The 21,090-nt window shown below is 39.7% G+C and carries 16 protein-coding genes and 1 other RNA gene; all 17 read left to right on the forward strand.

The annotated features are described in order from the left end of the window. Window positions 1-1,425: 1,425 nt before the first annotated feature. The 17 genes from ACFIKJ_RS04635 (at window position 1,426) to ftsA (ending at window position 21,041) form a co-directional block, all read left to right on the forward strand. Window positions 1,426-1,803 carry a hypothetical protein gene (locus tag ACFIKJ_RS04635; protein WP_375651874.1) on the forward strand — a complete coding sequence of 126 codons (378 nt, stop codon included), beginning with the start codon at window positions 1,426-1,428 and terminating at the stop codon, window positions 1,801-1,803. A 1,315-nt stretch (window positions 1,804-3,118) separates the two neighbouring features. Then, entirely contained in the window at window positions 3,119-3,628 is a 510-nt protein-coding gene (locus tag ACFIKJ_RS04640) for a lytic transglycosylase domain-containing protein (RefSeq protein WP_375627056.1), read from the forward strand. A gap of 83 nt (window positions 3,629-3,711) precedes the next feature. Then, window positions 3,712-4,102, forward strand: an RNA gene (rnpB, locus tag ACFIKJ_RS04645) — RNase P RNA component class A. 264 nt (window positions 4,103-4,366) lie between these two features. Then, window positions 4,367-5,365, forward strand: a complete 999-nt coding sequence (gene rsmH / locus ACFIKJ_RS04650; RefSeq protein WP_375651872.1) for a 16S rRNA (cytosine(1402)-N(4))-methyltransferase RsmH — start codon at window positions 4,367-4,369, stop codon at window positions 5,363-5,365. Next, the gene (locus tag ACFIKJ_RS04655) at window positions 5,362-5,766 is read left to right on the forward strand and encodes a hypothetical protein (RefSeq protein WP_375626139.1); all 405 of its coding nucleotides are present in this window, start codon (window positions 5,362-5,364) and stop codon (window positions 5,764-5,766) included. Before rsmH ends, ACFIKJ_RS04655 begins: the two co-directional genes overlap by 4 nt. Then, entirely contained in the window at window positions 5,766-7,508 is a 1,743-nt protein-coding gene (locus tag ACFIKJ_RS04660) for a peptidoglycan D,D-transpeptidase FtsI family protein (RefSeq protein ID WP_375627061.1), read from the forward strand. The genes ACFIKJ_RS04655 and ACFIKJ_RS04660 overlap by 1 nt, the downstream gene beginning before the upstream one ends. Before the next feature lie 23 nt (window positions 7,509-7,531). Next, on the forward strand, window positions 7,532-8,983 hold the full coding sequence (locus ACFIKJ_RS04665; RefSeq protein ID WP_375627063.1) for a UDP-N-acetylmuramoyl-L-alanyl-D-glutamate--2,6-diaminopimelate ligase: 1,452 nt from the start codon (window positions 7,532-7,534) through the stop codon (window positions 8,981-8,983). Then, window positions 8,980-10,401, forward strand: coding sequence for a UDP-N-acetylmuramoyl-tripeptide--D-alanyl-D-alanine ligase (murF, locus tag ACFIKJ_RS04670; protein ID WP_375670300.1), 1,422 nt, complete (start codon window positions 8,980-8,982; stop codon window positions 10,399-10,401). Before ACFIKJ_RS04665 ends, murF begins: the two co-directional genes overlap by 4 nt. A gap of 21 nt (window positions 10,402-10,422) precedes the next feature. After that, complete coding sequence (gene mraY, locus ACFIKJ_RS04675) at window positions 10,423-11,493, forward strand: phospho-N-acetylmuramoyl-pentapeptide-transferase (protein ID WP_015856644.1); 1,071 nt, start codon at window positions 10,423-10,425, stop codon at window positions 11,491-11,493. A 4-nt stretch (window positions 11,494-11,497) separates the two neighbouring features. Beyond that, window positions 11,498-12,892 (forward strand): UDP-N-acetylmuramoyl-L-alanine--D-glutamate ligase, encoded by a 1,395-nt coding sequence (murD, locus tag ACFIKJ_RS04680; protein ID WP_375627068.1) that lies wholly within the window; start codon window positions 11,498-11,500, stop codon window positions 12,890-12,892. Window positions 12,893-13,035: 143 nt separating this feature from the next. Then, on the forward strand, window positions 13,036-14,190 hold the full coding sequence (locus ACFIKJ_RS04685; protein ID WP_375626128.1) for an FtsW/RodA/SpoVE family cell cycle protein: 1,155 nt from the start codon (window positions 13,036-13,038) through the stop codon (window positions 14,188-14,190). Continuing rightward, window positions 14,183-15,319: an undecaprenyldiphospho-muramoylpentapeptide beta-N-acetylglucosaminyltransferase gene (murG, locus tag ACFIKJ_RS04690; protein ID WP_375653819.1), complete on the forward strand. Its 1,137-nt coding sequence runs from the start codon at window positions 14,183-14,185 to the stop codon at window positions 15,317-15,319. Before ACFIKJ_RS04685 ends, murG begins: the two co-directional genes overlap by 8 nt. Next, window positions 15,303-16,730, forward strand: coding sequence for a UDP-N-acetylmuramate--L-alanine ligase (murC, locus tag ACFIKJ_RS04695; protein ID WP_375626124.1), 1,428 nt, complete (start codon window positions 15,303-15,305; stop codon window positions 16,728-16,730). The genes murG and murC overlap by 17 nt, the downstream gene beginning before the upstream one ends. After that, window positions 16,708-17,685 (forward strand): UDP-N-acetylmuramate dehydrogenase, encoded by a 978-nt coding sequence (gene murB, locus ACFIKJ_RS04700; RefSeq protein ID WP_375626123.1) that lies wholly within the window; start codon window positions 16,708-16,710, stop codon window positions 17,683-17,685. The genes murC and murB overlap by 23 nt, the downstream gene beginning before the upstream one ends. 238 nt (window positions 17,686-17,923) lie before the next feature. Further along, window positions 17,924-18,844, forward strand: a complete 921-nt coding sequence (locus tag ACFIKJ_RS04705) for a D-alanine--D-alanine ligase (protein ID WP_375670301.1) — start codon at window positions 17,924-17,926, stop codon at window positions 18,842-18,844. Next, on the forward strand, window positions 18,832-19,743 hold the full coding sequence (locus tag ACFIKJ_RS04710) for a cell division protein FtsQ/DivIB (RefSeq protein ID WP_375670302.1): 912 nt from the start codon (window positions 18,832-18,834) through the stop codon (window positions 19,741-19,743). Before ACFIKJ_RS04705 ends, ACFIKJ_RS04710 begins: the two co-directional genes overlap by 13 nt. Next, entirely contained in the window at window positions 19,740-21,041 is a 1,302-nt protein-coding gene (gene ftsA, locus ACFIKJ_RS04715) for a cell division protein FtsA (RefSeq protein ID WP_375670303.1), read from the forward strand. The genes ACFIKJ_RS04710 and ftsA overlap by 4 nt, the downstream gene beginning before the upstream one ends. Window positions 21,042-21,090 lie beyond the last annotated feature (49 nt).

The raw sequence follows: 21,090 nt of genomic DNA on the forward strand, positions 1-21,090 counted from the left end.
ATAAATGTCAAAAATGGTGGTACCCAATAGATCTTACGATGTCTCTTTAAAACAGGTGCTTAGATAAGAAGTACCTTGGAATTTTTAGTGAGTGGTGCAAAAAGATGCTCTAAAAAGACGAAGGGGTAAAAGGGTAAGACAATGCATGATTTTCATTATTTAAAACACAGCGTTATGAGCATGTTTGAAATTCGTAAAGGCAAATGAAAGGGATGGTAAAGACGGCAATAGGTTTTTATTTTTGGGCTTTTATGTTTTTTATCCATATGCTTTTTCTTGTTTGTGATGTGCCATAGTATGGCTATTCATTGATTCAATGGACGAAGATTTAAAATAAGGGATCTTACGTTCTTGAGATCTCTCATGTAAGTTGTAAAATGATGCGTTATGATTGTAAATCAATGCATTATTTACGTTAGAAGAACAGACTATAACAATTTTTGAGTGTAGAAACTACTGTGTGTATTATTTTACGGAATCATTTAAATGATAGAGATTAAGAGAAACTGTCTGCATTGATCTCGGTTTGTTATGTTAAAATGCGTTAGAGCCTGTTGGTTATTGTAAAATAGTTTATCGTTATTTGGAATGATTATAGCACGTGATTCGAAACAAATACCTTCAGAGTTCTCATTTTTTCATAAAATTAAGCTGTTTAAATTCTTCATTGATTGTTACATGAGAGATGCGACAATATTTTAATGATCATTTACAGAGTTTTTTATGAAGATAGATAAGATTTTAAAAATCTACATTTTTATTTTTGTGGTGATTGCTGTTGGAAAAGTGATTCTACTTTTACATAGTTTGATTTTTATAGGGTGGGTACGTAGAAATTACGGTTTTTTTAATTATGATCATCAGAGTTATGAAAGAAATTATTTAAAAGTTATAATGATTGTAGATTCTAATTGATGTTCCTTGAAATAAAATTGCTTCAAATTGGGTCATTTTAAACTTTTTTTGCCTAAATTTAAACATTTTTAAACAATTTATAACTCTTTTATGTTTTTTTGCGTAGAAGATGATAAGAATTTCTTGTTGTTTAAAGAATTTTATTCCATAGCAAGAATATTGCATCGGCTATCTTAGTGGTTGATGTGAGAGGACGATCGGGGAACCTCCTCCCCCCCCCCCCGCGTGGATCCCCTAGATTGTCTGGCCTGACTGAGGATTTCCTCAGTCAGGCTTTTTATAATTGTTTTGGGGTATGTTGTAGCGTGTTATTAGGGGGAAGTGTAAGATCTGTTATTGTTTCGCCTATACTACCTGAATACATAGAGGGGCAGGTCTTGTTGGGCGGATAGTGTTGGCGTATTCATTTTCAATAATTTGATTTTTCTTTATTTAGGCATTGTTGAATGCTATAAGGAGAATCATAAAAGGAATCTATGTTTGTGTTCTGTGATCTTTAGGTAAGAGATAATGGAATCTTTTTCGCGTCGTATTATTTTTATTTTATTCGTATTTTTTATTTTTGGCGCTGTCTTTTTTGCTTCTCAAAGCGGTACTGTTTATCAGTTTTTTTCCGGTCGCCCTTCTTTTTCTTCTCAGAATCTTGATGTAACAGAGGAGGAGTTGTTAGAGAGATTGTCCGTATCTTTTCCAGATATTATCAAGCATCTTTCTAAGATGGACCCTCAACAGCAAGAGTTGTTTATTGCGCAGCTGCGTCGTGATGTAATTGCGCTTGCTGCTAAAAGTGGTCAGAGTCGTGAGCAGGCTCAAAAATCTGGTGAAACTGTTGCTATGGCTCTCTCAAAAGCGATTTCTCGTCCTTCCATTGCTAATGCTTATTTTTAGCTGTTTTTTTAATCGCGCTTTTGGGTTTTATTTTAAGCAGCAAGAGCTTTGCGTGGATTTTTAAAAAGTGCGAGGAGATAATCAATTTGTAAGATAGTTAGCAAAATTTATCTTACTCAAAAGGTAAGCAATCAAAGTATAACGATAATGATGCAATCATTACAGGAGTGAAAGAAAGTCTGTCAAGGGTATTGGTCGAGTTAATTGTATTATCAATCGCGACAATAACAAAAGCAAAAGCAGTATTGGCTATAATAAAACACGTTAATCGCGTTTTATATGCCGGTTATTTTTTTATTTGATATGAGAAAATAGAAAATTTTAAAAGGATTTAAGATTCCTTTGTTCTACGGATTTTAGAATATTTATTCACTTGTATGATTTCTGAAAATGAGGTGCAAGGCTGATAAGGTGATTGTCTGTGACAAAGAAAAAAATATTTGAATGAAGATGAGGGTTTATTTTTATTTAAAAGGCTTTGGGGGTATTGAGTTTCCTAACATTTTTCAAAAAACAGACAAAAGTAATTGTTAAGCTTTGTTGTAGAGACAAAGACGGATATAGCTTTTTTAGCATATTGTTTTATAATGATAATTTGTCATTTTCATATTGAGTGAGAATCTTAAGAATTGTAAAATTCTCTCGTTTTAAATTTATTCATGGTGAAAAAATAAAAATTAGTTTCTTGTGCACTACAAGTGAGAGGCTTGTGTGGATAAAAGCTCTTTCAAAAGAAGAAGTAAAAAGCTTCTTTGAGGCATCTTAAGAGCTAAAAGTCTGTTGCAATATTTTGAATTGGTAAAGAGTATGATAGTTTTAGTATATTTATGAATTTTTTATGCGCAATGATGGGAGCGGGGACTTGTTTTATGATTTGTTGGGGTTTTATCGGACATAAAGAGTGCTGTGGGTGTTTATTAACCAGAGAGAAGTGTTGATAACAGTTTATATTTTTTGTGAAACTTTTTTGATATTGAGGATCTTCGGTAAAAAGATGTTCTTGTCTCTCTTTAAGATGCTATTTTTTAAATATAAAAATTGAGTGATACAATAGTGATAGCAGAAACTTACAGATTATATCATTTTATTTAATACGCTATAAGATTAATTATAGTCTCTTTATTTTTTTTATTTTATGATATAGATAAATCTATAATTTGTGCATAAAGAGATTTTCTTTTGTTGCAGAATTTTATCTTGAAATTGTCTTACTCTTTCCTTTTTCAAGCCGTTCTTTTGCTTTCTTTTTTTGTACAATACGTTTGCAAATTATTTGCAACTAGAATTTAAGAATGTTTGAGTGAAGAGAAAGAAAATGCAATTTTTGAAAATCTTGTTAAATACAGCGTGTGCTGTATTTTTTGTATTTGATGTAAGTTGGGCTCATAGTGTCTTAAATGTTGTGGAATCAGGAGAAGCCTCAGTGATTGTTGCTTCTAAGATTCCTGATCGTCCTTATGAGTTTCTTATTCAGAAACTTGCGAATAAATATAATGTTCCCGTTAATTTAGCACATGCTGTTGTAAAAGTTGAAAGTAATTATAAGGCAGGTATAAGGGGGGCTGCTGGCGAAATAGGTTTGATGCAAATTAAACCCTCTACGGCACGAGGGTTGGGCTTTAGTGGTTCTGTACAGGATTTGTACGATCCTGCGACCAATCTTGAATATGGTATGCGTTATTTGGCACGGGCGTATAAACTCAGTGGTGGAAGTACGTGTGGTACAATCCTTAAATATAACGCAGGTCATGCTGCAAAAAAAATGAATTCCATTTCGGCGAAATATTGCGCAAAAGTGAAAACTTATCTGGCTTCATTAAAATAAAAACATCTTTTTAGACAGGTTTGCTATAAAATATTTTAAGATGCTATTTTCACGGAGCAGAAAATGTTTTATAAATTAATGCGTCAGTCGGCTGGGCAGCCGCGCTTGTCTAATGCTGAAATGCGGCAGGTGAGGAAAGTCCGGGCTCCATGGAAAGACGGTGCCGGGTAACACCCGGCGGGGGTGACCCTAGGGAAAGTGCCACAGAAAGTAAACCGCCTATTTTTATAGGTAAGGGTGAAAGGGTGGAGTAAGAGCCCACCGCGCATTCAGTAATGAATGCGGCAAGGTAAACCCCACCGGGAGCAAGACCAAATAGAAATGACGTGCAAAATTTAATTTGCAGCCGATTTCCGGGCGAGTCATTCGGGTAGGTTGCACGAGGCGGATGGTAACATCCGTCCCAGATGAATGGTTGCCATGTAAAGTGTAAGCTTTACTCTACAGAACCCGGCTTATAGGCCGACTGATATTTCATGATGATACGCGATATTTTATAAGATCAATTATATATGCTCTTTTATGGATTCTATGTGTTTGAAATGGACACTTGAGCAAAGAGTATTTTAAAAAATTATAACATTTCTTTAAGTATAATGCGTTAGGATCTGTCTTGGGATAACTTTAGTTTTTTCGTTCATTGTGATTAATATGAAAGTTGAAGGCTAGGTTACTCTAAAATCAGTTGCTATGAGAGAGCTGTTGATTTGAGACAGCATAACTTCAAGACGGATTATTTTGATAAAGCAGGATCAAAGAGCTGAACGCCATATCCCAGTGTTGTTGCAGCCAGTTTTGGCTGGGCTTATGCCATTGGTTGGAGCAAAAGTGATTGATGGCACCTTTGGTGCTGGTGGTTACACGCGCGCTTTGTTAAAGGCAGGGGCGGAGGTGATCGCTCTTGATCGTGATCCTCATGCTATTAGTGCGGGACAATCGCTTGTTGAAGAATTTTTTCCACGACTTCGTTTGGTGCAAATGGAATTTTCACAGTTGGATCGCGTTGTTGAAGAGAAGGTAGACGCCGTTATTTTGGATATTGGTGTCTCTTCAATGCAGCTTGATGAAGCTGAAAGGGGATTTTCTTTTCAAAAAGATGGTCCATTAGATATGCGAATGGCTCAGACTGGTTTTACTGCTGGCGATGTTGTAAATCACTTAAAAGCAAGGGATTTGGCACGTATCTTTAAGATATTAGGAGAAGAGCGCTATGCGGGGCGAATTGCACGGATGATTGAAAAGCGTCGTGTTGTTCAGCCTTTTTTGCGTACAGGTGATTTGGCGTATGCTATCGAAGCGTTGATAGGACGTAAGCCAGGAGATCGCATTCATCCTGCAACACGTGTATTTCAGGCTCTTCGCATTTATGTTAATGATGAAATTGGTGAACTTGCACGTGGCTTATTTGCTGCTGAACGCATTTTGAAACCGGGTGGTCGTTTGGGGGTTGTCAGTTTTCATTCTCTTGAAGATCGTATGGTCAAAAGATTTTTTTCTTTTCGTTCAGGAGAGTGTATGAGATCACGCTATCTTCCTGAAATAAAAACGCCTCCAGCAACATTTTTTCCTTTGTTTAAAGGGGGGATAACTGCAAGTGAAGAGGAGTTACAGCAAAATCCTCGTTCACGTTCTGCGCGGTTGCGTGTTGGTGTACGAACTAAAGCAGAAGCTCTTGCAGCAGATATGAAGTTATTTGGTTTAGCAGAGATTGCCAGTTTTGAAGGCGGCAAGAAATGACAGTTTTTCGTACATTTGATATGATCTTAGTGATGATTATGATTTGTATGGCAGGTCTTACTTATAAAGTAAAATATGATGTTCAAAAACGAATGAACGAAGTTCGTCATCTTGAGCATGAAATTGCTGCAGCAAAAAATACGGTAAGTTTGCTTCGTGCTGAGTGGGCTGTGATGATAAGGCCTTCACGCATGCAAAAACTTGCAAAACGTTATCAAAAAGAACTTGAGTTAGAGGTTATACAGCCGCGTCAAATCGTGGCGTTTAAAGATATTCCGGTACGGGTACATGATCAAATTGAAGAAGTGATTAAACAAAATATCTTGGAAGATAATCAGGATATTTTGACAAATAATCGGGCTTCTCAGATAAATGATGTTGTCCAAAAAGGCGCGCAGTAATGAAATCGACTTTTTTATTCTCACAGAAGAAAAAGCGCTTAAAGAATTCGTTGAATAATCATAATGTTTCTGTTCGTCGTCCCTATTCTAGTCGTCCACGTTTGCTTTTTTCGTTGTTCTGCTTTTTAATTTTATATGGCATCATGGGGGCTTGCCTTATTTCTTATGGGTTGGAAGGTGGACAGATTGAAGAAGCAAAGGGGCCAGGAGTTCTTCAATTGATGGCACGGCCTGATATTGTTGATCGTAATGGTCGTTTATTGGCAACAGATATTAAAACTTATTCACTTTTTGCTGAGCCACGACGTATTATTGATGTGGATGAAACAATTGAATTGCTCTCAACAGTTTTGCCTGATCTTAATTGGCAGGAAACCTATAAGCGCTTAAAAAGAAAATCTGGTTTTTCTTGGATACAGCGTGGGTTAACACCAATGCAGAAGACGAAAATTATGGCTCTTGGTATACCAGGAATTGGTTTTCGGACTGAAATTCGTCGTTTTTATCCTGATGGACCTGTAACTTCCCATATTCTCGGTATGGTGAATGTTGATAATCAGGGCATTGCAGGTATGGAAAAATATATTGATGATGCGGGGTTGAGTGCTTTGCGTGCCGCTGGTCTTGCTATGGAAGAATCATTAAAACAAGTTCAGCTTTCGATTGATGTGCGTGTTCAGGCAATTGTTCATGATGAACTTATTCAGGCTATGAAGCGTTATAGGGCAATTGCTGCAGGAGCTATTATTTTAAATATACATACGGGGGAAGTTTTGGCTTTGGCATCACTACCAGATTTTGATCCTGGAAATCCTATTGAAGCTTTAAAAAGTGATCGTCTCAATCGGATGACGGCAGGAGCTTTTGAAATGGGATCAATCATTAAAAGTTTTACAACTGCCATGGCTCTTGATTCCGATATTTTTCATTTAAACAGTATTATTGATGCTTCAAAGCCAATAAAAGCAAGTAGTGGGTATACTATTCATGATTTTCATGGGAAAAATCGTCCCTTAACGTTATGGGAGGTTTTTATTTATTCCTCTAATATTGGTTCTGCTAAGGAGGCATTGGCGGTGGGGATTGATGGACATCGTAATTTTTTGAAACGACTTGGTTTACTGGATCGATTGACAACAGAATTGCCTGAAGTTGCCCATCCTATTGTGCCTCATCATTGGAAGGATATCCATTCTATGACGATTTCTTTTGGGCATGGTATGGCAACAACACCTTTGCAAACAGCTGTTGGGGCTGCTGCTTTAATGAATGGTGGTTGGTTAATCGCTCCGACATTTTTAAAACGTACAAAAGGACAAACGTTGCACTACGCAAAACGGGTTTTGCAGGCTAAAACAAGTCAAAATATGCGTTACCTTTATAAATTAAATAGTGATATTGGTTCTGGACGTAATGCAAAAGTTGAAGGTTATCGTGTAGGTGGTAAGACAGGAACAGCTGAAAAAGTTGAAAATGGAAAATATTCTAAAACAAAAAATTTCAATAGTTTTCTTGCTGCTTTTCCTATTGATGATCCTGTTTATGTTGTTTTAACAATTATTGATGAACCAAAGCCTGCAGAGGGACAGCGTTCAGCAACAGCGGGGATGAATGCTGGACCAATGCTTGCTAATATTGTTCGTCGCACAGCTAGTTTTCTTGGTGTAAAATCCGATTTTAAAAAAGAATATGAGCCTCTTTTAAGTAAAAAGAGTAATTCAAGTTTCGTTAAACAACGGTAAAATGAATACAAAGGTGCAGCGTTATGTTGTTTGGAACAGTTTTTACAGAATGTCTTGAAGATCAGAATCTTTCTTCAATGGAAATAACAGGAATCAGTGCAGATTCTCGACAAGTCTTGCCAGGCTATGTTTTTGTCGCTGTTCAAGGAAAAAAAAGTGATGGAAGGCACTATATAGATGATGCGATAAAGCGTGGCGCACGAGCAATTGTTACAGATTGTCATGCTGTTCTTGAGGATTTATCTGTTCCCATTTTACGTGTTTCTAATGTTCGTCATAGTTTAGCGTTGGCAGCTGCACGTTTTTACGGTTCTCAGCCTGAAACGGTCGTTGCTGTGACTGGTACAAGTGGTAAAACATCTGTTGTTTCTTTTATTCGGCAAATTTGGACTCATGTTGGATTTTGTGCTGCGAGTATAGGAACGGTTGGTGTTGTTTCTCCTAAACGGAATGTTTATGGTTCTCTCACAACACCTGATCCGGTTGTCTTGCACCGTCTTCTTTGTGAAATTTCCAATGAAGGTGTTACACATGCGGCCCTTGAAGCATCTTCGCATGGGCTTGATCAAGGACGACTTGATGGAGTTCGTTTAACGGCTGGTGCCTTTACCAATTTAGGGCGAGATCACATGGATTATCACACGGGGGTAGAGGATTATTTGCGGGCTAAAATGAAGTTGTTTGATACACTTTTGCCTGTATCTGCTCCTGCTTTGATTTTTGCTGATGATGTTTATTCACAAAAGGTTATTGATGTTGTTACACAAGCGCGCCGCCGTGTCTTGACAATTGGTCGTAAGGGGCAATTTATCACGATTAATCGTGTTGAACATCAACGCTCAAAACAGTGTATTGAGTGTCGTGTGGAAAATAATATTTATACATTTGATTTGCCTTTGGCTGGAGATTTTCAGGTAGCCAATGCGCTTATGGCAGCGGGGTTAGCAATTGTAACGGGTGTTTCACCTCGTAAGGTTTTTTCTGCGCTTGAAACTTTGCAGGGGGCGCCTGGGCGGTTAGAATTTGTCGGAAAGACAGAAAATAATGCGCCTGTTTATATTGATTATGCTCATAAACCAGAAGCTTTGGAGCAGGTTTTGCTTTCTGTTCGTCCCTTTACGCAAGGGCGTTTGATTGTTGTTTTTGGTTGTGGAGGAGATCGTGATCAAGGAAAAAGACCTTTGATGGGAAAAATTGCGGCGGATAAAGCGGATATTGTTATTGTAACGGATGATAATCCTCGCACAGAAATGCCAGAAAAAATACGCAAGGATATTTTACAGGCAGTGCCAACAGCAATAGAGATAGCAGATCGTGGTGAGGCTATTTCTTATGCGGTGGAGCTTTTGAAAGCTGGTGATACACTCATCATTGCTGGAAAAGGTCATGAGGATGGCCAAATTATAGGGCAAACAACGTATCCTTTTTCAGATCGTTTGAAAGCGATAGAAGCTCTAGAGGACCGAAAGAAATGACAGCTTTATGGGATAAAAAAGCACTTGTTGCTGCAATTAATGGTGTTGTAATGGGAAGCATGCCAGAAACTTTTTCTGGGGTTTCCATTGATAGTCGTACTCTTGCGGAAGGTGATATTTTTTTCTGCATTAAAGGGCATCATCTTGATGGTCATGATTTTGCTGCGCAAGCTTATGAACGAGGTGCAGGCGTTCTTATCGTTGCGGAACACCGTTTGAGGGATATGAAAAAGATATCGGCCCCGCTTATTGTTGTTCCTGATGTTTTGCAAGCCTTAGAAAAACTTGCACAAGCTGCACGCAAACGTTCAAGAGCTAAGATTATCGCGATAACAGGATCGGTGGGAAAAACAACGACAAAAGAAGCTTTGAAACAAGCACTTGCAACGAAAGGGAACGTTCATGCGAATCTCGCTTCTTTAAACAATTGCTGGGGGGTTCCACTCACTTTAGCGCGGATGCCTATGGAGAGTGATTATGGTATCTTTGAAATTGGCATGAATCATAGAGATGAAATTCGCCCTCTGGTCAAACTGGTTTGTCCGCATGTTGCTCTCATTACGCATATTTGTGCAGGACATATGGGTTTTTTCAAAAATCTTGAAGAAATAGCAAAGGCAAAAGCTGAAATTTTTGAAGGATTAGATGAGAAAGGCATTGCCATTTTAAATGCGGATAGTGATTTTTTTTCTTATCTCGTTCAAGAAGCAAAGAAATGCGGTGTAAAGAATATCTTAAGCTTTGGTGAGAGCAAAAATGCTGATTATCAAGCACGAGATATACGTCTTCTAACTGATCGTTCTTCTATGATTGTACGTATTAGGGAGCGGGATAGGGAGGTTCAAATTGGTGCTCCCGGACGCCATATTGTGCAAAATAGTTTAGGGGTTATTGCTGCTTGTGATGCTATGGGAGTTGAGTTAGAGCCTGTTCTTCTTTCTTTTCGCCATTTTTCTTCTCAAAAGGGGCGAGGTGTTCGTTATCGACTGTCTTTATCAAATGGGGGTGAATTTTATCTCATTGATGAAAGCTATAATGCAAATCCTGCTTCTATGCGTGCTGCGCTTGAGCTTCTTGCTACAGGACCAGTCGGGGAAGAGGGGCGGCGAATTGCTATTTTAGGAGATATGCTAGAGTTAGGGGAGTATAGTGAAAAGCTTCATCGTGATTTAATAAAGCCAATACGTCGTTCCGGTGCTAATCCGGTTTTTCTATTTGGTGAGGCGATGAAATCTTTAGTTAGTGATTTGTCTGCTGGTGTTAAGGTTCATTATGCTGAAAATATTGAGAAAATTTTATCTCTCCTTTTAGCAGAAATTTCTTCTGGGGATCTGCTTATGGTTAAATCATCCAATAGCCTTTGTTCATCAAATATTGTGACTGCATTGCTTGACCGCTATAAAGCGGTTTCTTCATAGTTTTAAGAGGTTTTTTGTACCATGATGCTGTTTTTTTCTTCGTTTAGTGATTGGCTTCCAGGTGTGAATGTATTTCGTTACATTACTTTTCGCACGATAGCGGCTATGCTTACTTCGGGGCTCATCGTCTTTTTGTTTGGACCTAGCATCATTGCTTCTCTTAAATTGCGGCAGGGTAAGGGGCAACCGATTCGTGCGGATGGTCCTCAAACACATTTTAAAAAGGCTGGAACACCTACAATGGGTGGATTGATGATTTTAACCGGTATTGTGGTATCGGCATTTTTGTGGTGTAATTTATCGAATATTTATTTTTGGGTATCGCTATTGGTTATGCTTTCTTTTGGGGCAATTGGATTTTATGACGATTATCTTAAGGTCACAAAACAAACAGACAAAGGATTTTCTGGGAAAGCACGGTTAAGTTTGGAGTTTTGTGTTGCCGCAATTGCTGCTTTTGTCATCCTACAAATTGGCTCATCTGGATTCGCTTTGCCTTTTTTGAAAGATTATCTTATCAATTTGGGCTGGTTTTTTATTCCTTTTTCTGCTTTTGTTATTGTCGCGACCGGTAATGCGGTTAATTTGACGGATGGACTTGATGGCCTTGCTATTGTTCCTGTGATGGTTGCAGCCTTATCTTTTGCTCTGATTGCTTATCTTTCTGGTAATATGAATTTTGCTGATTATCTCCAAATCCATTATGTATCGGGAGCAGGTGAATTGGCTGTTTTATTGGGAGCTGTTGTTGGGGCAGGGCTTGGTTTTTTATGGTTTAATGCACCACCTGCAGCTATTTTTATGGGAGATACTGGTTCGTTGGCTCTTGGAGGATTATTAGGGACTGTTGCAGTCGCTACGAAGCACGAAATTGTTTTGGCTCTTATTGGTGGGCTTTTTGTTGTGGAAGCTTTTTCGGTCGTTATTCAGGTTGGTTATTTCAAATTAACAAGAAAACGCGTGTTTCTTATGGCACCGATACATCATCATTTTGAGAAAAAAGGCTGGACTGAAAGCCAAGTCGTGATACGCTTTTGGATTATTTCAATTGTTCTTGCTCTTATTGGTCTTTCAACACTTAAATTGCGGTGAGATTTTGATTTCTGTTGCGTGTTATAAAGGACAAAAAGTTGCTTTATTTGGATTGGGGAAGTCTGGACTAGCAACGGCACAAGCATTGATGCGTGGCGGTGCAGAAGTGGTGGCGTGGGATGATAGTCCTTCAAGCGTGCAAATGGCTTTTCGGCACAATATTCCAACGCGAGATCTCCGTTATGAAGATTGGTCAGAATTTGTTGCATTGATTGTAGCTCCTGGAGTTCCTTTAAATTGTCCTCAACCCCATTGGGTTGTTGAAAAAGCACGAAAAAAAAATATAGAAATTATCGGTGATATTGAATTATTTGTTCGTGCGCGCCAGCATTTTTTACAGCATTATGGTTTTTGTGACCAAGATGTTCCTTTCATTGCGATTACGGGGACGAATGGGAAGTCAACTACAACGGCTTTACTTGCGCATTTGTTGGAAAAAATGGGTTATGATGTGCAGGTGGGGGGGAATATCGGAAAGGCAATATTGACGCTTAAGCCATTTGTTAAAAAACGTATCTATGTGATTGAATGTTCATCATTTCAAATTGATCTTACACCCTCTCTTCAGCCGACCATTGGACTTTTATTGAATTTGACACCTGATCATATTGATCGACATGGGAGTTTTGCCTGTTATGTGCAAACCAAAAGGCATCTGATTGCTCAGGCTTCTCAGGCTTTTATTTCAGTTGATGATGCAGCTTGTCGGGTTTTATATCAACAGTTGCTTCATGAGGGGAAGAAAATTTGGGCAATTTCCAAGGATCATTTTGTTGAAAATGGTTTTTATGCAGATGGGACTAAGCTCTTTTCTGTTTGTCAAGGACAGCGTCATATGCTTGCAGATCTGGCGTCTATGACTGCTTTGCGCGGATGTCATAATGCGCAAAATGCCCTTATGGCATTAGCAACGTTGCAGGCTTTAAAAATAACCGATCCACATATAGAGAACTGTTTAGCAAGCTATAAAGGGCTGGATCATCGTATGCAGCAGGTGCGTAAAATGGGGGCGGTTTTGTTTATCAATGACAGCAAGGCGACTAATGCAGATGCAACAGCTCCTGCGCTTTCCACCTTTAATGATATTTTTTGGATTGTTGGGGGAGAGGCAAAACAGGGAGGAATAGAGTCTCTTAGAGAATTTTTTCCTAAAATTCGTAAAGCCTATTTGATTGGGAGCGCGGCGGAAGAATTTGCCCGCACCATTGGATCTGCTTTTCCCTTTTCTATGAGCTTAACTTTGAAAAATGCGGTGCATGAAGCAGCTGTTGACGCAATGGGTTGTAAGGAAAAAGAGGTGACGGTTCTTTTGTCACCTGCTTGTGCAAGTTATGACCAATTTAAAAATTATGAAATGCGAGGTGAAGCATTTGTCTCTTTTGTGATGCAGTTACAATAAAAAAGCATCAGTTATAAAAAAATATTTTTGCGTTAAGACTCCAGAATCTTTTTTTGTGTAATTTAGTTTTTAAAGTGTTTGTTAAATAGGCTGGGGAACCATATCACTTTGAGATAATTTATAAAATGGATAAGGTGGATACCATGGTTACGCGCGCAGATAGAGATCCAATTGCTAATTGGTGGTGGACGATTGATCGCTCTATCTTTGCAGCTTGTTTAATTTTAATGGGTATTGGCATTATGCTATCTTTTGCTGCCAGCCCTATTATTGCAAAAAAAATCGGAATTGCTGATAGTTTTTATTTTGTTCGGTGGCATATCATTTTTAGCATTTCAGCATTTTTTACGATGGTTACCATTTCTTTTTTTTCGCTTTCTAATATTCGTCGTTTATGTGCTCTTTTGCTCATTGTAACGCTTGCTCTTATGGTTGCAACCTTATTTTTTGGTCCAGAATTAAAGGGAGCACGGAGGTGGATTCAGCTATTTGGTTTTTCTGTACAGGCTTCAGAGTTTATGAAGCCAGCTTTTGTGGTTATGTCTGCTTGGCTTTTTTCAGAACAGATACGCAGGAGGGGAATTCTGGGTTATACGTTAGCGATTCTACTTTATGCCATTTGTTGTGTGCTTCTGGTTTTGCAGCCTGATATTGGACAAACAGTTTTAATAAGTGCAACATGGGGGGGGCTGTTTTTTATTGCTGGTGTACCTCTTACCATTATTTTTCTCTTTCTCATTTTAGGCGTTGTAGGAATTATTTTAGCTTATCTTTTTCTGCATCATGTGCGCGAGCGTATCAATGGTTTTTTGACAGGTGAAGGGGATACTTTTCAAGTGGATGTAGGACGTGAGGCTATTTTGAATGGTGGTTGGTTTGGGCAAGGTCCTGGGGAGGGAACAGTAAAACGTATCATTCCTGATAGCCATACAGATTTTGTGTTTTCCGTCGCTGCTGAAGAATATGGTATTATCCTTTGTTTATTAATTATGATGCTTTTTGGCTTTATCGTTATGCGTTCATTGTATATAGCCATGAATACACGTGATTCCTTTATACGTCTTGGTATTACTGGCATAGCAATGATGATTGGCTTTCAATCAGCGATTAATATGGCCGTTAATCTTCACTTAATTCCTCCAAAAGGCATGACATTGCCTTTTATTTCTTATGGTGGTTCTTCGATGGTGGCGATTGCGTTTTCAATGGGCATTTTGCTTAGTTTAACACGTCGTTGGCCAGAAGCACGCCTTTCAGCTTTTTCTTCCTCTTCTGTCTTGGATACCCCTTATGAATGATAAAAAAGTTATTGTTTTGGTGGCTGGTGGTACAGGTGGACATCTTTTTCCTGCTGAAGCCCTTTCTGTTGAATTAAGGCAGCGTGGATATGATGTTCATTTAATAACAGATGAAAGAGCACGACCTTTTGTTCAGTGTTTTGATGAAGAGCATATTCATATCGTTTCATCGGCAACATTTATACGACGCCATCCTTTTTCTCTGATAAAGACATTTTGGTCTTTGCTAAGGGGTATGGGGCAATCGTTGGCGTTGTTTTATAAATTACGTCCTGCTCTTGTTGGAGGATTTGGGGGGTATCCTAGCTTTCCTCCTCTTTTTATTGCGGCCCTAACGAGGCGTGTAACATTTATTCATGAACAAAATGCTATTATGGGGCGTGCCAATCGGGTGTTGGCAATTTTTGTGCGTGCAATCGCTGGTGGTTTGTTGTCGCCAAATGGCGCTTATGCTCGTAAAATACTTTTGACGGGGAATCCTGTCCGTGAGGCTGTGCTGAAGGCGGCCAAAATTCCTTATCATCCCTCAACTGGTGAAGAGCCATTTCATTTTTTGATTTTTGGAGGTAGCCAAGGGGCTTCTGCTTTTTCACATATTGTTCCAGAAGCTATTGCTTTATTCGATGATAAGAACCGTAAACGTTTACGAATTGTGCAGCAAGTTCGAGGGGAAGCAGAAGGGTTAATCAAAATCTATCGTGATATGGGCGTACAAGCAGAGGTAGCTCCTTTTTTTGATGATATGGCTGAACGTATGGCACATGCCCATTTTATTTTGTCGCGTGCTGGGGCTTCATCTGTTTGTGAGATAGCGGTGATTGGTAGACCTGCTTTGCTTGTTCCCTATCCCCATGCTTTAGATCATGATCAGGCTGCCAATGCAGCTCTGCTTGCTCGTGTAGGTGGTGCGCAAATTGTATCAGAAAAAGATTTAAATGCACAAAAGCTTTTTTCTCTTTTAATGCACGCTTGTTGTGCGCCCCATTTATTGGAAAAACAAGCGCTTGCTGCAAAAAAAGTTGGGCAACCTCATGCAACCCGTTGCCTTGCTGATATGGCTGAATCCTTAATTGCAGGGCGATTGTTGTCAGATATAAAAGAGGAGCTTTTAAATGAAAATGCCACTTGATATAGGCGTTATCCATTTTATCGGAATCGGGGGGATCGGTATGAGTGGAATTGCGGAGGTTTTTTATAATCTTGGCTATAAAGTTCAAGGGTCAGATCAAGTTGAAAGTACAAATGTTGAACGTTTGCGGAAAAAAGGAATTAACGTTCATATAGGTCATTGTGCTGAAAACTTAGGGAATGCAGAGGTTGTTGTTTTTTCTACTGCCGTTAAAAAAACAAATCCTGAGTATATTGCTGCAAAGGAAAGACATTTGCCGCTTGTTAGACGTGCAGAAATGCTGGCGGAGCTGATGCGGTTTCGGCGTGCAATTGCGGTGGGTGGTACACATGGTAAAACAACAACCACATCAATGGTCGCAGCCCTTCTTGATGCCGGTCATTTTGATCCAGTGGTAATTAATGGTGGTATTATTAATGCTTATGGTACGAATTCTCGTACAGGAGATGGCGATTGGATGATTGTTGAAGCTGATGAGAGTGATGGTACATTTTTAAAGCTGCCTGCTGATATTGCTGTTATTACTAATATTGACGCTGAGCATTTGGATCATTATGGAAGTTTTGATGCTGTGCGTGACGCTTTTCGGCAATTCGTAGAAAATGTTCCTTTTTATGGTTTTGCTGTTTTGTGCCTTGATCATCCAGAGGTTCAGTCATTGGCGGGCCGTATTGATGATCGTTGGGTGATCACTTATGGTGCAAATCCACAAGCGGATGTTCGTTTTCTTAATCTTTCGATGGATGGTCAAAAAACGCATTTTGATGTTCTTGTTCGCTCACGCAAAACAGGAAGAAAGATTGAGTTGAAAAATTTGCTTTTGCCCATGGCAGGACAGCATAATGTTGCTAATGCAACGGCGGCGATTGCTATTGCGCATGAACTTGGCATTTCAAATGAAGCTATAAAAAGGGGCTTAGCAGAATTTGGCGGAGTAAAACGGCGTTTTACGCGAACAGGAAGCTGGCGGGGTATTGAAATATTTGATGATTATGGACATCATCCTGTTGAAATAAAGGCTGTTTTGCGTGCAGCACGTGAGAGTGCAAAAGGGCGTGTTATTGCCATTGCACAACCCCATCGGTATTCACGTTTGTATCATTTATTTGATGATTTTTCTACTTGTTTTAATGATGCAGATACAGTGTTGATTACGCCTGTTTATGCGGCTGGTGAAGAGCCTATTGTAGGATTTGGTTCTCAAGAATTGGTAGAGCATATTAAAATGGCGGGTCATCGTGATGTGCGCTTGATACATAGTCTGGAAGATGTCGTGTCTCTTGTCTCAAAATTTGCTCAGGCAGAGGATTATGTTGTTTTTCTTGGTGCTGGCAATATCACACAATGGGCTTGTGCGTTGCCTCATCAATTAGCGGTATTGGATGGTCATGGTAAATTTTCAGCACATTGATGGTGAGGCGCTATTGGCGCAATTGCAACCGCTGTTGGGTGGCGTGAGAGGCAAACTTACACCTAATGTTGAAATGCGTAAGGTAACGTGGTTTCGCACGGGCGGGTTGGCAGAGCTTTTTTATCAGCCTGTTGATGAGGCAGATTTAGCAGTTTTTCTGCAAAATCTTCCTGAATCTATCCCTGTAACAATTGTGGGAATTGGTTCTAATCTTCTGGTGCGTGATGGGGGCGTTCCTGGTGTTGTGATTCGTCTTTCGCCAAAAAATTTTGGGCAAGTGCAGCAAGTTTCTCCAAAAGGCTTTTTAGTTGGTGCTGGTACGGCGGATAAACATTTAGCTGCTGCTGCTTTAAAGGCAGAAGTTGCAGGTTTTCATTTTTATCATGGTATTCCTGGTGCTCTTGGAGGAGCTCTCAAAATGAACGCTGGGGCGAATGGTGTTGAAACCGCAGCGCGTGTTGTCGAGGTCTATGCGCTGGATCGTAAAGGACAACGTCATATCTTGAGTTTGAAAGATATGCATTATTCCTATCGCCATTGTGATATTCCTAAAGATTTTATTTTTACAGCTGCTTTATTGGAAGGAAAACTTGGTAATAAAGATGATATTCGTGCTGCTATGGATGAAGTTTCCCTCCACAGAGAAACTGTACAACCTATTCGTGAAAAGACAGGAGGATCAACTTTCAAAAATCCTGAGAATGGATCTGCGTGGCGCGTGATTGATGAAGCAGGGTGTCGAGGTTTACGGATTGGTGGCGCTCAAATGAGTGAAATGCACTGTAATTTTATGATTAATACAGGGCAAGCAACAGGATATGATCTTGAAGCATTGGGAGAAACAGTGCGTGCGCGTGTTTTTGCAAATTCAGCCCACCTTTTACAGTGGGAAATAGAGCGTATCGGTCAATTTGAGCGTGGTCGAAGTGTTTCTCCTTTTGATCCATTTCATTGATTTATTGTTCACTAAAAAAGTGCAAATAAAAAATTGAGTCATTTCAAAGAGATAATAAAAAATTTCTATTAAGAATCAATAAATTAACAAAGAATCTCTTGCATCAGGCTTTTGAGTCTGATTCATTATGCAAAATGCTAGGTTATTGATTCGCAAGGATAAACCTTGTTTTTTCTGTATGTGGTGCTGATGTATTTTATATAGACTACATATAGTATGCGAAAGAGGGTGATTTATTATGAGAGATAAACATATAGCTGTGTTAATGGGAGGTTTTTCTTCTGAACGGTCTGTAAGTTTATCTTCAGGGGCGGCTTGTGCTGATGTTCTAGAGCTGCAGGGGTATCGCGTGAGCCGCGTGGATGTTGACACTCATATTGCTTCTGTTCTTGAAAAGTTGCAGCCCGATATTGTCTTCAATGCATTGCATGGTCCATTTGGTGAAGATGGTCGGATTCAGGGGATTCTTGAATATTTAAAAATTCCTTATACCCATTCTGGTGTGATGGCATCCGCTTTGGCAATGGATAAGGGACGTGCAAAAATTATCGTTGAAAATGTTGGGGTTTGTGTTGCTCCTTCTCGTATCATGAGCCGCTTTGCTTTGGGACAAACACACCCCATGGAGCCTCCTTATGTAATTAAACCTGTGTGTGAAGGATCAAGTTTTGGTGTTGTTATTGTCCAGGAAAATGAAGCTGTACCGCCGCATAATATTGGGGGAGCTGAGTGGGGGTATGCCGATGAGGTGATGATTGAAAAATATATTCCTGGTCGTGAATTGACTTGTGCTGTTTTGGGGAATGAAGTGCTGGATGTGTGTGAAATTCTTCCCGATAAACACTTTCCATTCTACGATTATGACTCGAAATATAAAATGGGTGGTTCTCTTCATATTTGTCCTGCACAACTTTCACTAAATATTTACCAAAGTGTGCAAAGAATGTCTTTAGCAGCCCATCAGGCGATAGGGTGTCGAGGTGTTAGCCGTTCTGATTTTCGTTTTGATGAGAAAACGGGAGAATTGGTTTGGCTTGAAATTAATACGCAACCCGGTATGACATCGACGTCTCTTCTTCCTGATATTGCAAAAGCGAGCGGCCGTACTTACGGCGATATTGTTCAATGGATGGTGGAGGACGCATCATGTATGCGTTGAATGTTAATAAAACAAATGTTCCGATGGAGGTGCTTTCAGTGCCGGCTTTGCCACGTCTTTATCGTCGTTTTCTTCGGTTTATGTTTGAGTTTGTTTTTGTCAATATTCATATTCCACGCCATTTTGGCTCTTTTGCTGTTGTATGGTTTTTCTTTGTTACGGCTTTTTATGGACTTTCATCAAGTGGTCAGATGGCTGTGATCGTAAACACGATCATATTGGATAGTAGTTTTGTAGTCACCCATGTCGATATAAGCGGTAATAAGCGCTTGGCAAAGCAGGATATTTTTAAAATTTTAAAACTTGATGTTGCGCCTTCTATATTCACTTTTGATGTTGAAAGAGCACGTTCTCTTTTGGAAAAACAGGCTTGGGTGCAATCGGCTAATGTTCAGAAAATTTATCCCAATAGAATGCGCATTTCCATCGTGGAGCGTGAACCCTATGCCATTTGGCAACATGATAGCATAATGGATATTGTTGATAATACAGGGCGCGTCATTGTACCCTTTAAAGGAGAAATTTCTCGGGATTTGCCTCTTGTGGTGGGGCAGGGTGCGCAAAATGCTGCTAAAGGATTTATTCAAGCGCTGTCAGTTTATCCAGAAGTATATGATCGTATTCGTGCTTTTGTGCGGGTAGGTAATCGACGTTGGGATCTTGTTTTGGATAATGGAATGCGCGTTATGTTGCCTGAAAATGGTGCACTTGAAAGGCTTTCCTCTCTTATTTCGTCCGGTACAATGCAGGATCTTTTATCGCGCGATATTCTCAGTGTTGATTTACGTCTTGCTGATCGAATTACTGTTTCTTTGTCAGATGAAACGTTGGAGCGTTATAACGCTACTGTAGCAGAAGAAGAACGTATTTTAAAGGCACGAAAGGCAGGAAACCCATGATGTTGCTTAGATCACATCATCTGGGAGGGCGTAAAACACGTTTTTTAACGGTGCTTGATGTCGGTTCAAGTAAGATTGTTTGTCTTATTGCTTGTTTGCGTCCTTTGAAGCATGCGCACTATTTACATGGTCGTACACATTCTACGGAAATTCTAGGCTTTGGAGTGCAGCGTTCACGTGGTATTAAATCTGGTGTTGTCATGGATATGTTTGCAGCAGAACAATCAATAAGATTGGCTGTTGATGCGGCAGAAAAAATGGCAGGTTTGGTGGTGGATTCAGTGATTGTGAATTTTTCCTCAAGTCGATTACAAAGTGCTTTGATTAATGGAAAGGTCCATTTGAATGGTCGTGAAGTCACCAAGCGTGATATGCGTATGGCCTTTTCAGATGTTTCGCGTAAAGCTTTTGATGCTGAACGTCATGTTATGCACTCAGTTCCAGTTTCTTATGTATTGGATGGAGATAAAGGAATTTCTGACCCTGTTGGAATGGCAGGGGAAACATTTGGTGTTGACGTGCATGTGGTAACAGCAGAAACAGCTTCTTTGCGTAATTTAGAAACTTGTATTAATCGTGCACATTTGAGTGTTGAAGCAATGGTTGCTACTCCCTTTGCAAGTGGTCTTGCTGTCTTGATGAATGATGAGGCGCATTTAGGGGCTGCATGTATTGATTTTGGTGGTGGAACAACAACATTTTCAGTGTTTTTTGAGGGAAAATTTATTCATGCGGATGCTCTTGCTGTTGGGGGGCATCATGTCACTCTTGATGTTGCGCGCGGATTTTCTATGTCTTTAACAGAGGCGGAACGTTTAAAAGTTGTTTATGGTTCAGCACTTCTAACAAGCGCTGATGAGCGGCAAATGATTAATGTAGCAGAAATTGGGAATGAACAGCGTGAAACTCAATATCCTCGCGCGGTTCTTGGGCGTATTATTCGTGCGCGTGTTGAAGAAGTTTTAGAAATGGTCCGTGATTGTTTAAATCGTTCTGGTTTTGGTCACATCATTGGTAAACGTGTTATTTTGACTGGGGGAGCAAGCCAGTTAACAGGATTGCCAGAAATGGCACGTACTATATTAGGAAGAAATGTTCGTATCGGGCGGCCTTTAGGTATTTCGAGGCTTCCTTCTCTTGCAAAAGGGGCGGCGTTTACATCTGCTGTTGGGTTGTTAATTTATCCGCAATTGGTGGGTTTTGAAGAAAAAACAATGCAGGCGGCAGGAAATCATTTATCGATGGGCACGCGTGGGTATTTTCAGCGTGTTGGTCAGTGGTTGCGTGAGAGTTTTTAGTTAAGTCTAGTTGGATAAATTTCATCGCTTTGGCTTGCGGTGTCTTATG

Origin of the sequence: Bartonella sp. PS7NMGDW (genome assembly GCF_042193585.1) — a bacterium.
In the GTDB taxonomy this organism is placed as follows: domain Bacteria; phylum Pseudomonadota; class Alphaproteobacteria; order Rhizobiales; family Rhizobiaceae; genus Bartonella; species Bartonella grahamii.

What these genes read in the sequence shown, in the direction of transcription:
- ACFIKJ_RS04635 (WP_375651874.1), top strand. Translation starts at nt 1,426, where the DNA reads ATGGAATCTTTTTCGCGTCGTATTATTTTTATTTTATTCGTATTTTTT.
- ACFIKJ_RS04640 (WP_375627056.1), top strand. Translation starts at nt 3,119, where the DNA reads ATGCAATTTTTGAAAATCTTGTTAAATACAGCGTGTGCTGTATTTTTT.
- ACFIKJ_RS04655 (WP_375626139.1), top strand. Translation starts at nt 5,362, where the DNA reads ATGACAGTTTTTCGTACATTTGATATGATCTTAGTGATGATTATGATT.
- ACFIKJ_RS04660 (WP_375627061.1), top strand. Translation starts at nt 5,766, where the DNA reads ATGAAATCGACTTTTTTATTCTCACAGAAGAAAAAGCGCTTAAAGAAT.
- ACFIKJ_RS04665 (WP_375627063.1), top strand. Translation starts at nt 7,532, where the DNA reads ATGTTGTTTGGAACAGTTTTTACAGAATGTCTTGAAGATCAGAATCTT.
- murF (WP_375670300.1), top strand. Translation starts at nt 8,980, where the DNA reads ATGACAGCTTTATGGGATAAAAAAGCACTTGTTGCTGCAATTAATGGT.
- mraY (WP_015856644.1), top strand. Translation starts at nt 10,423, where the DNA reads ATGATGCTGTTTTTTTCTTCGTTTAGTGATTGGCTTCCAGGTGTGAAT.
- ACFIKJ_RS04685 (WP_375626128.1), top strand. Translation starts at nt 13,036, where the DNA reads ATGGTTACGCGCGCAGATAGAGATCCAATTGCTAATTGGTGGTGGACG.
- murG (WP_375653819.1), top strand. Translation starts at nt 14,183, where the DNA reads ATGAATGATAAAAAAGTTATTGTTTTGGTGGCTGGTGGTACAGGTGGA.
- murC (WP_375626124.1), top strand. Translation starts at nt 15,303, where the DNA reads ATGAAAATGCCACTTGATATAGGCGTTATCCATTTTATCGGAATCGGG.
- murB (WP_375626123.1), top strand. Translation starts at nt 16,708, where the DNA reads ATGGTAAATTTTCAGCACATTGATGGTGAGGCGCTATTGGCGCAATTG.
- ACFIKJ_RS04705 (WP_375670301.1), top strand. Translation starts at nt 17,924, where the DNA reads ATGAGAGATAAACATATAGCTGTGTTAATGGGAGGTTTTTCTTCTGAA.
- ACFIKJ_RS04710 (WP_375670302.1), top strand. Translation starts at nt 18,832, where the DNA reads ATGTATGCGTTGAATGTTAATAAAACAAATGTTCCGATGGAGGTGCTT.
- ftsA (WP_375670303.1), top strand. Translation starts at nt 19,740, where the DNA reads ATGATGTTGCTTAGATCACATCATCTGGGAGGGCGTAAAACACGTTTT.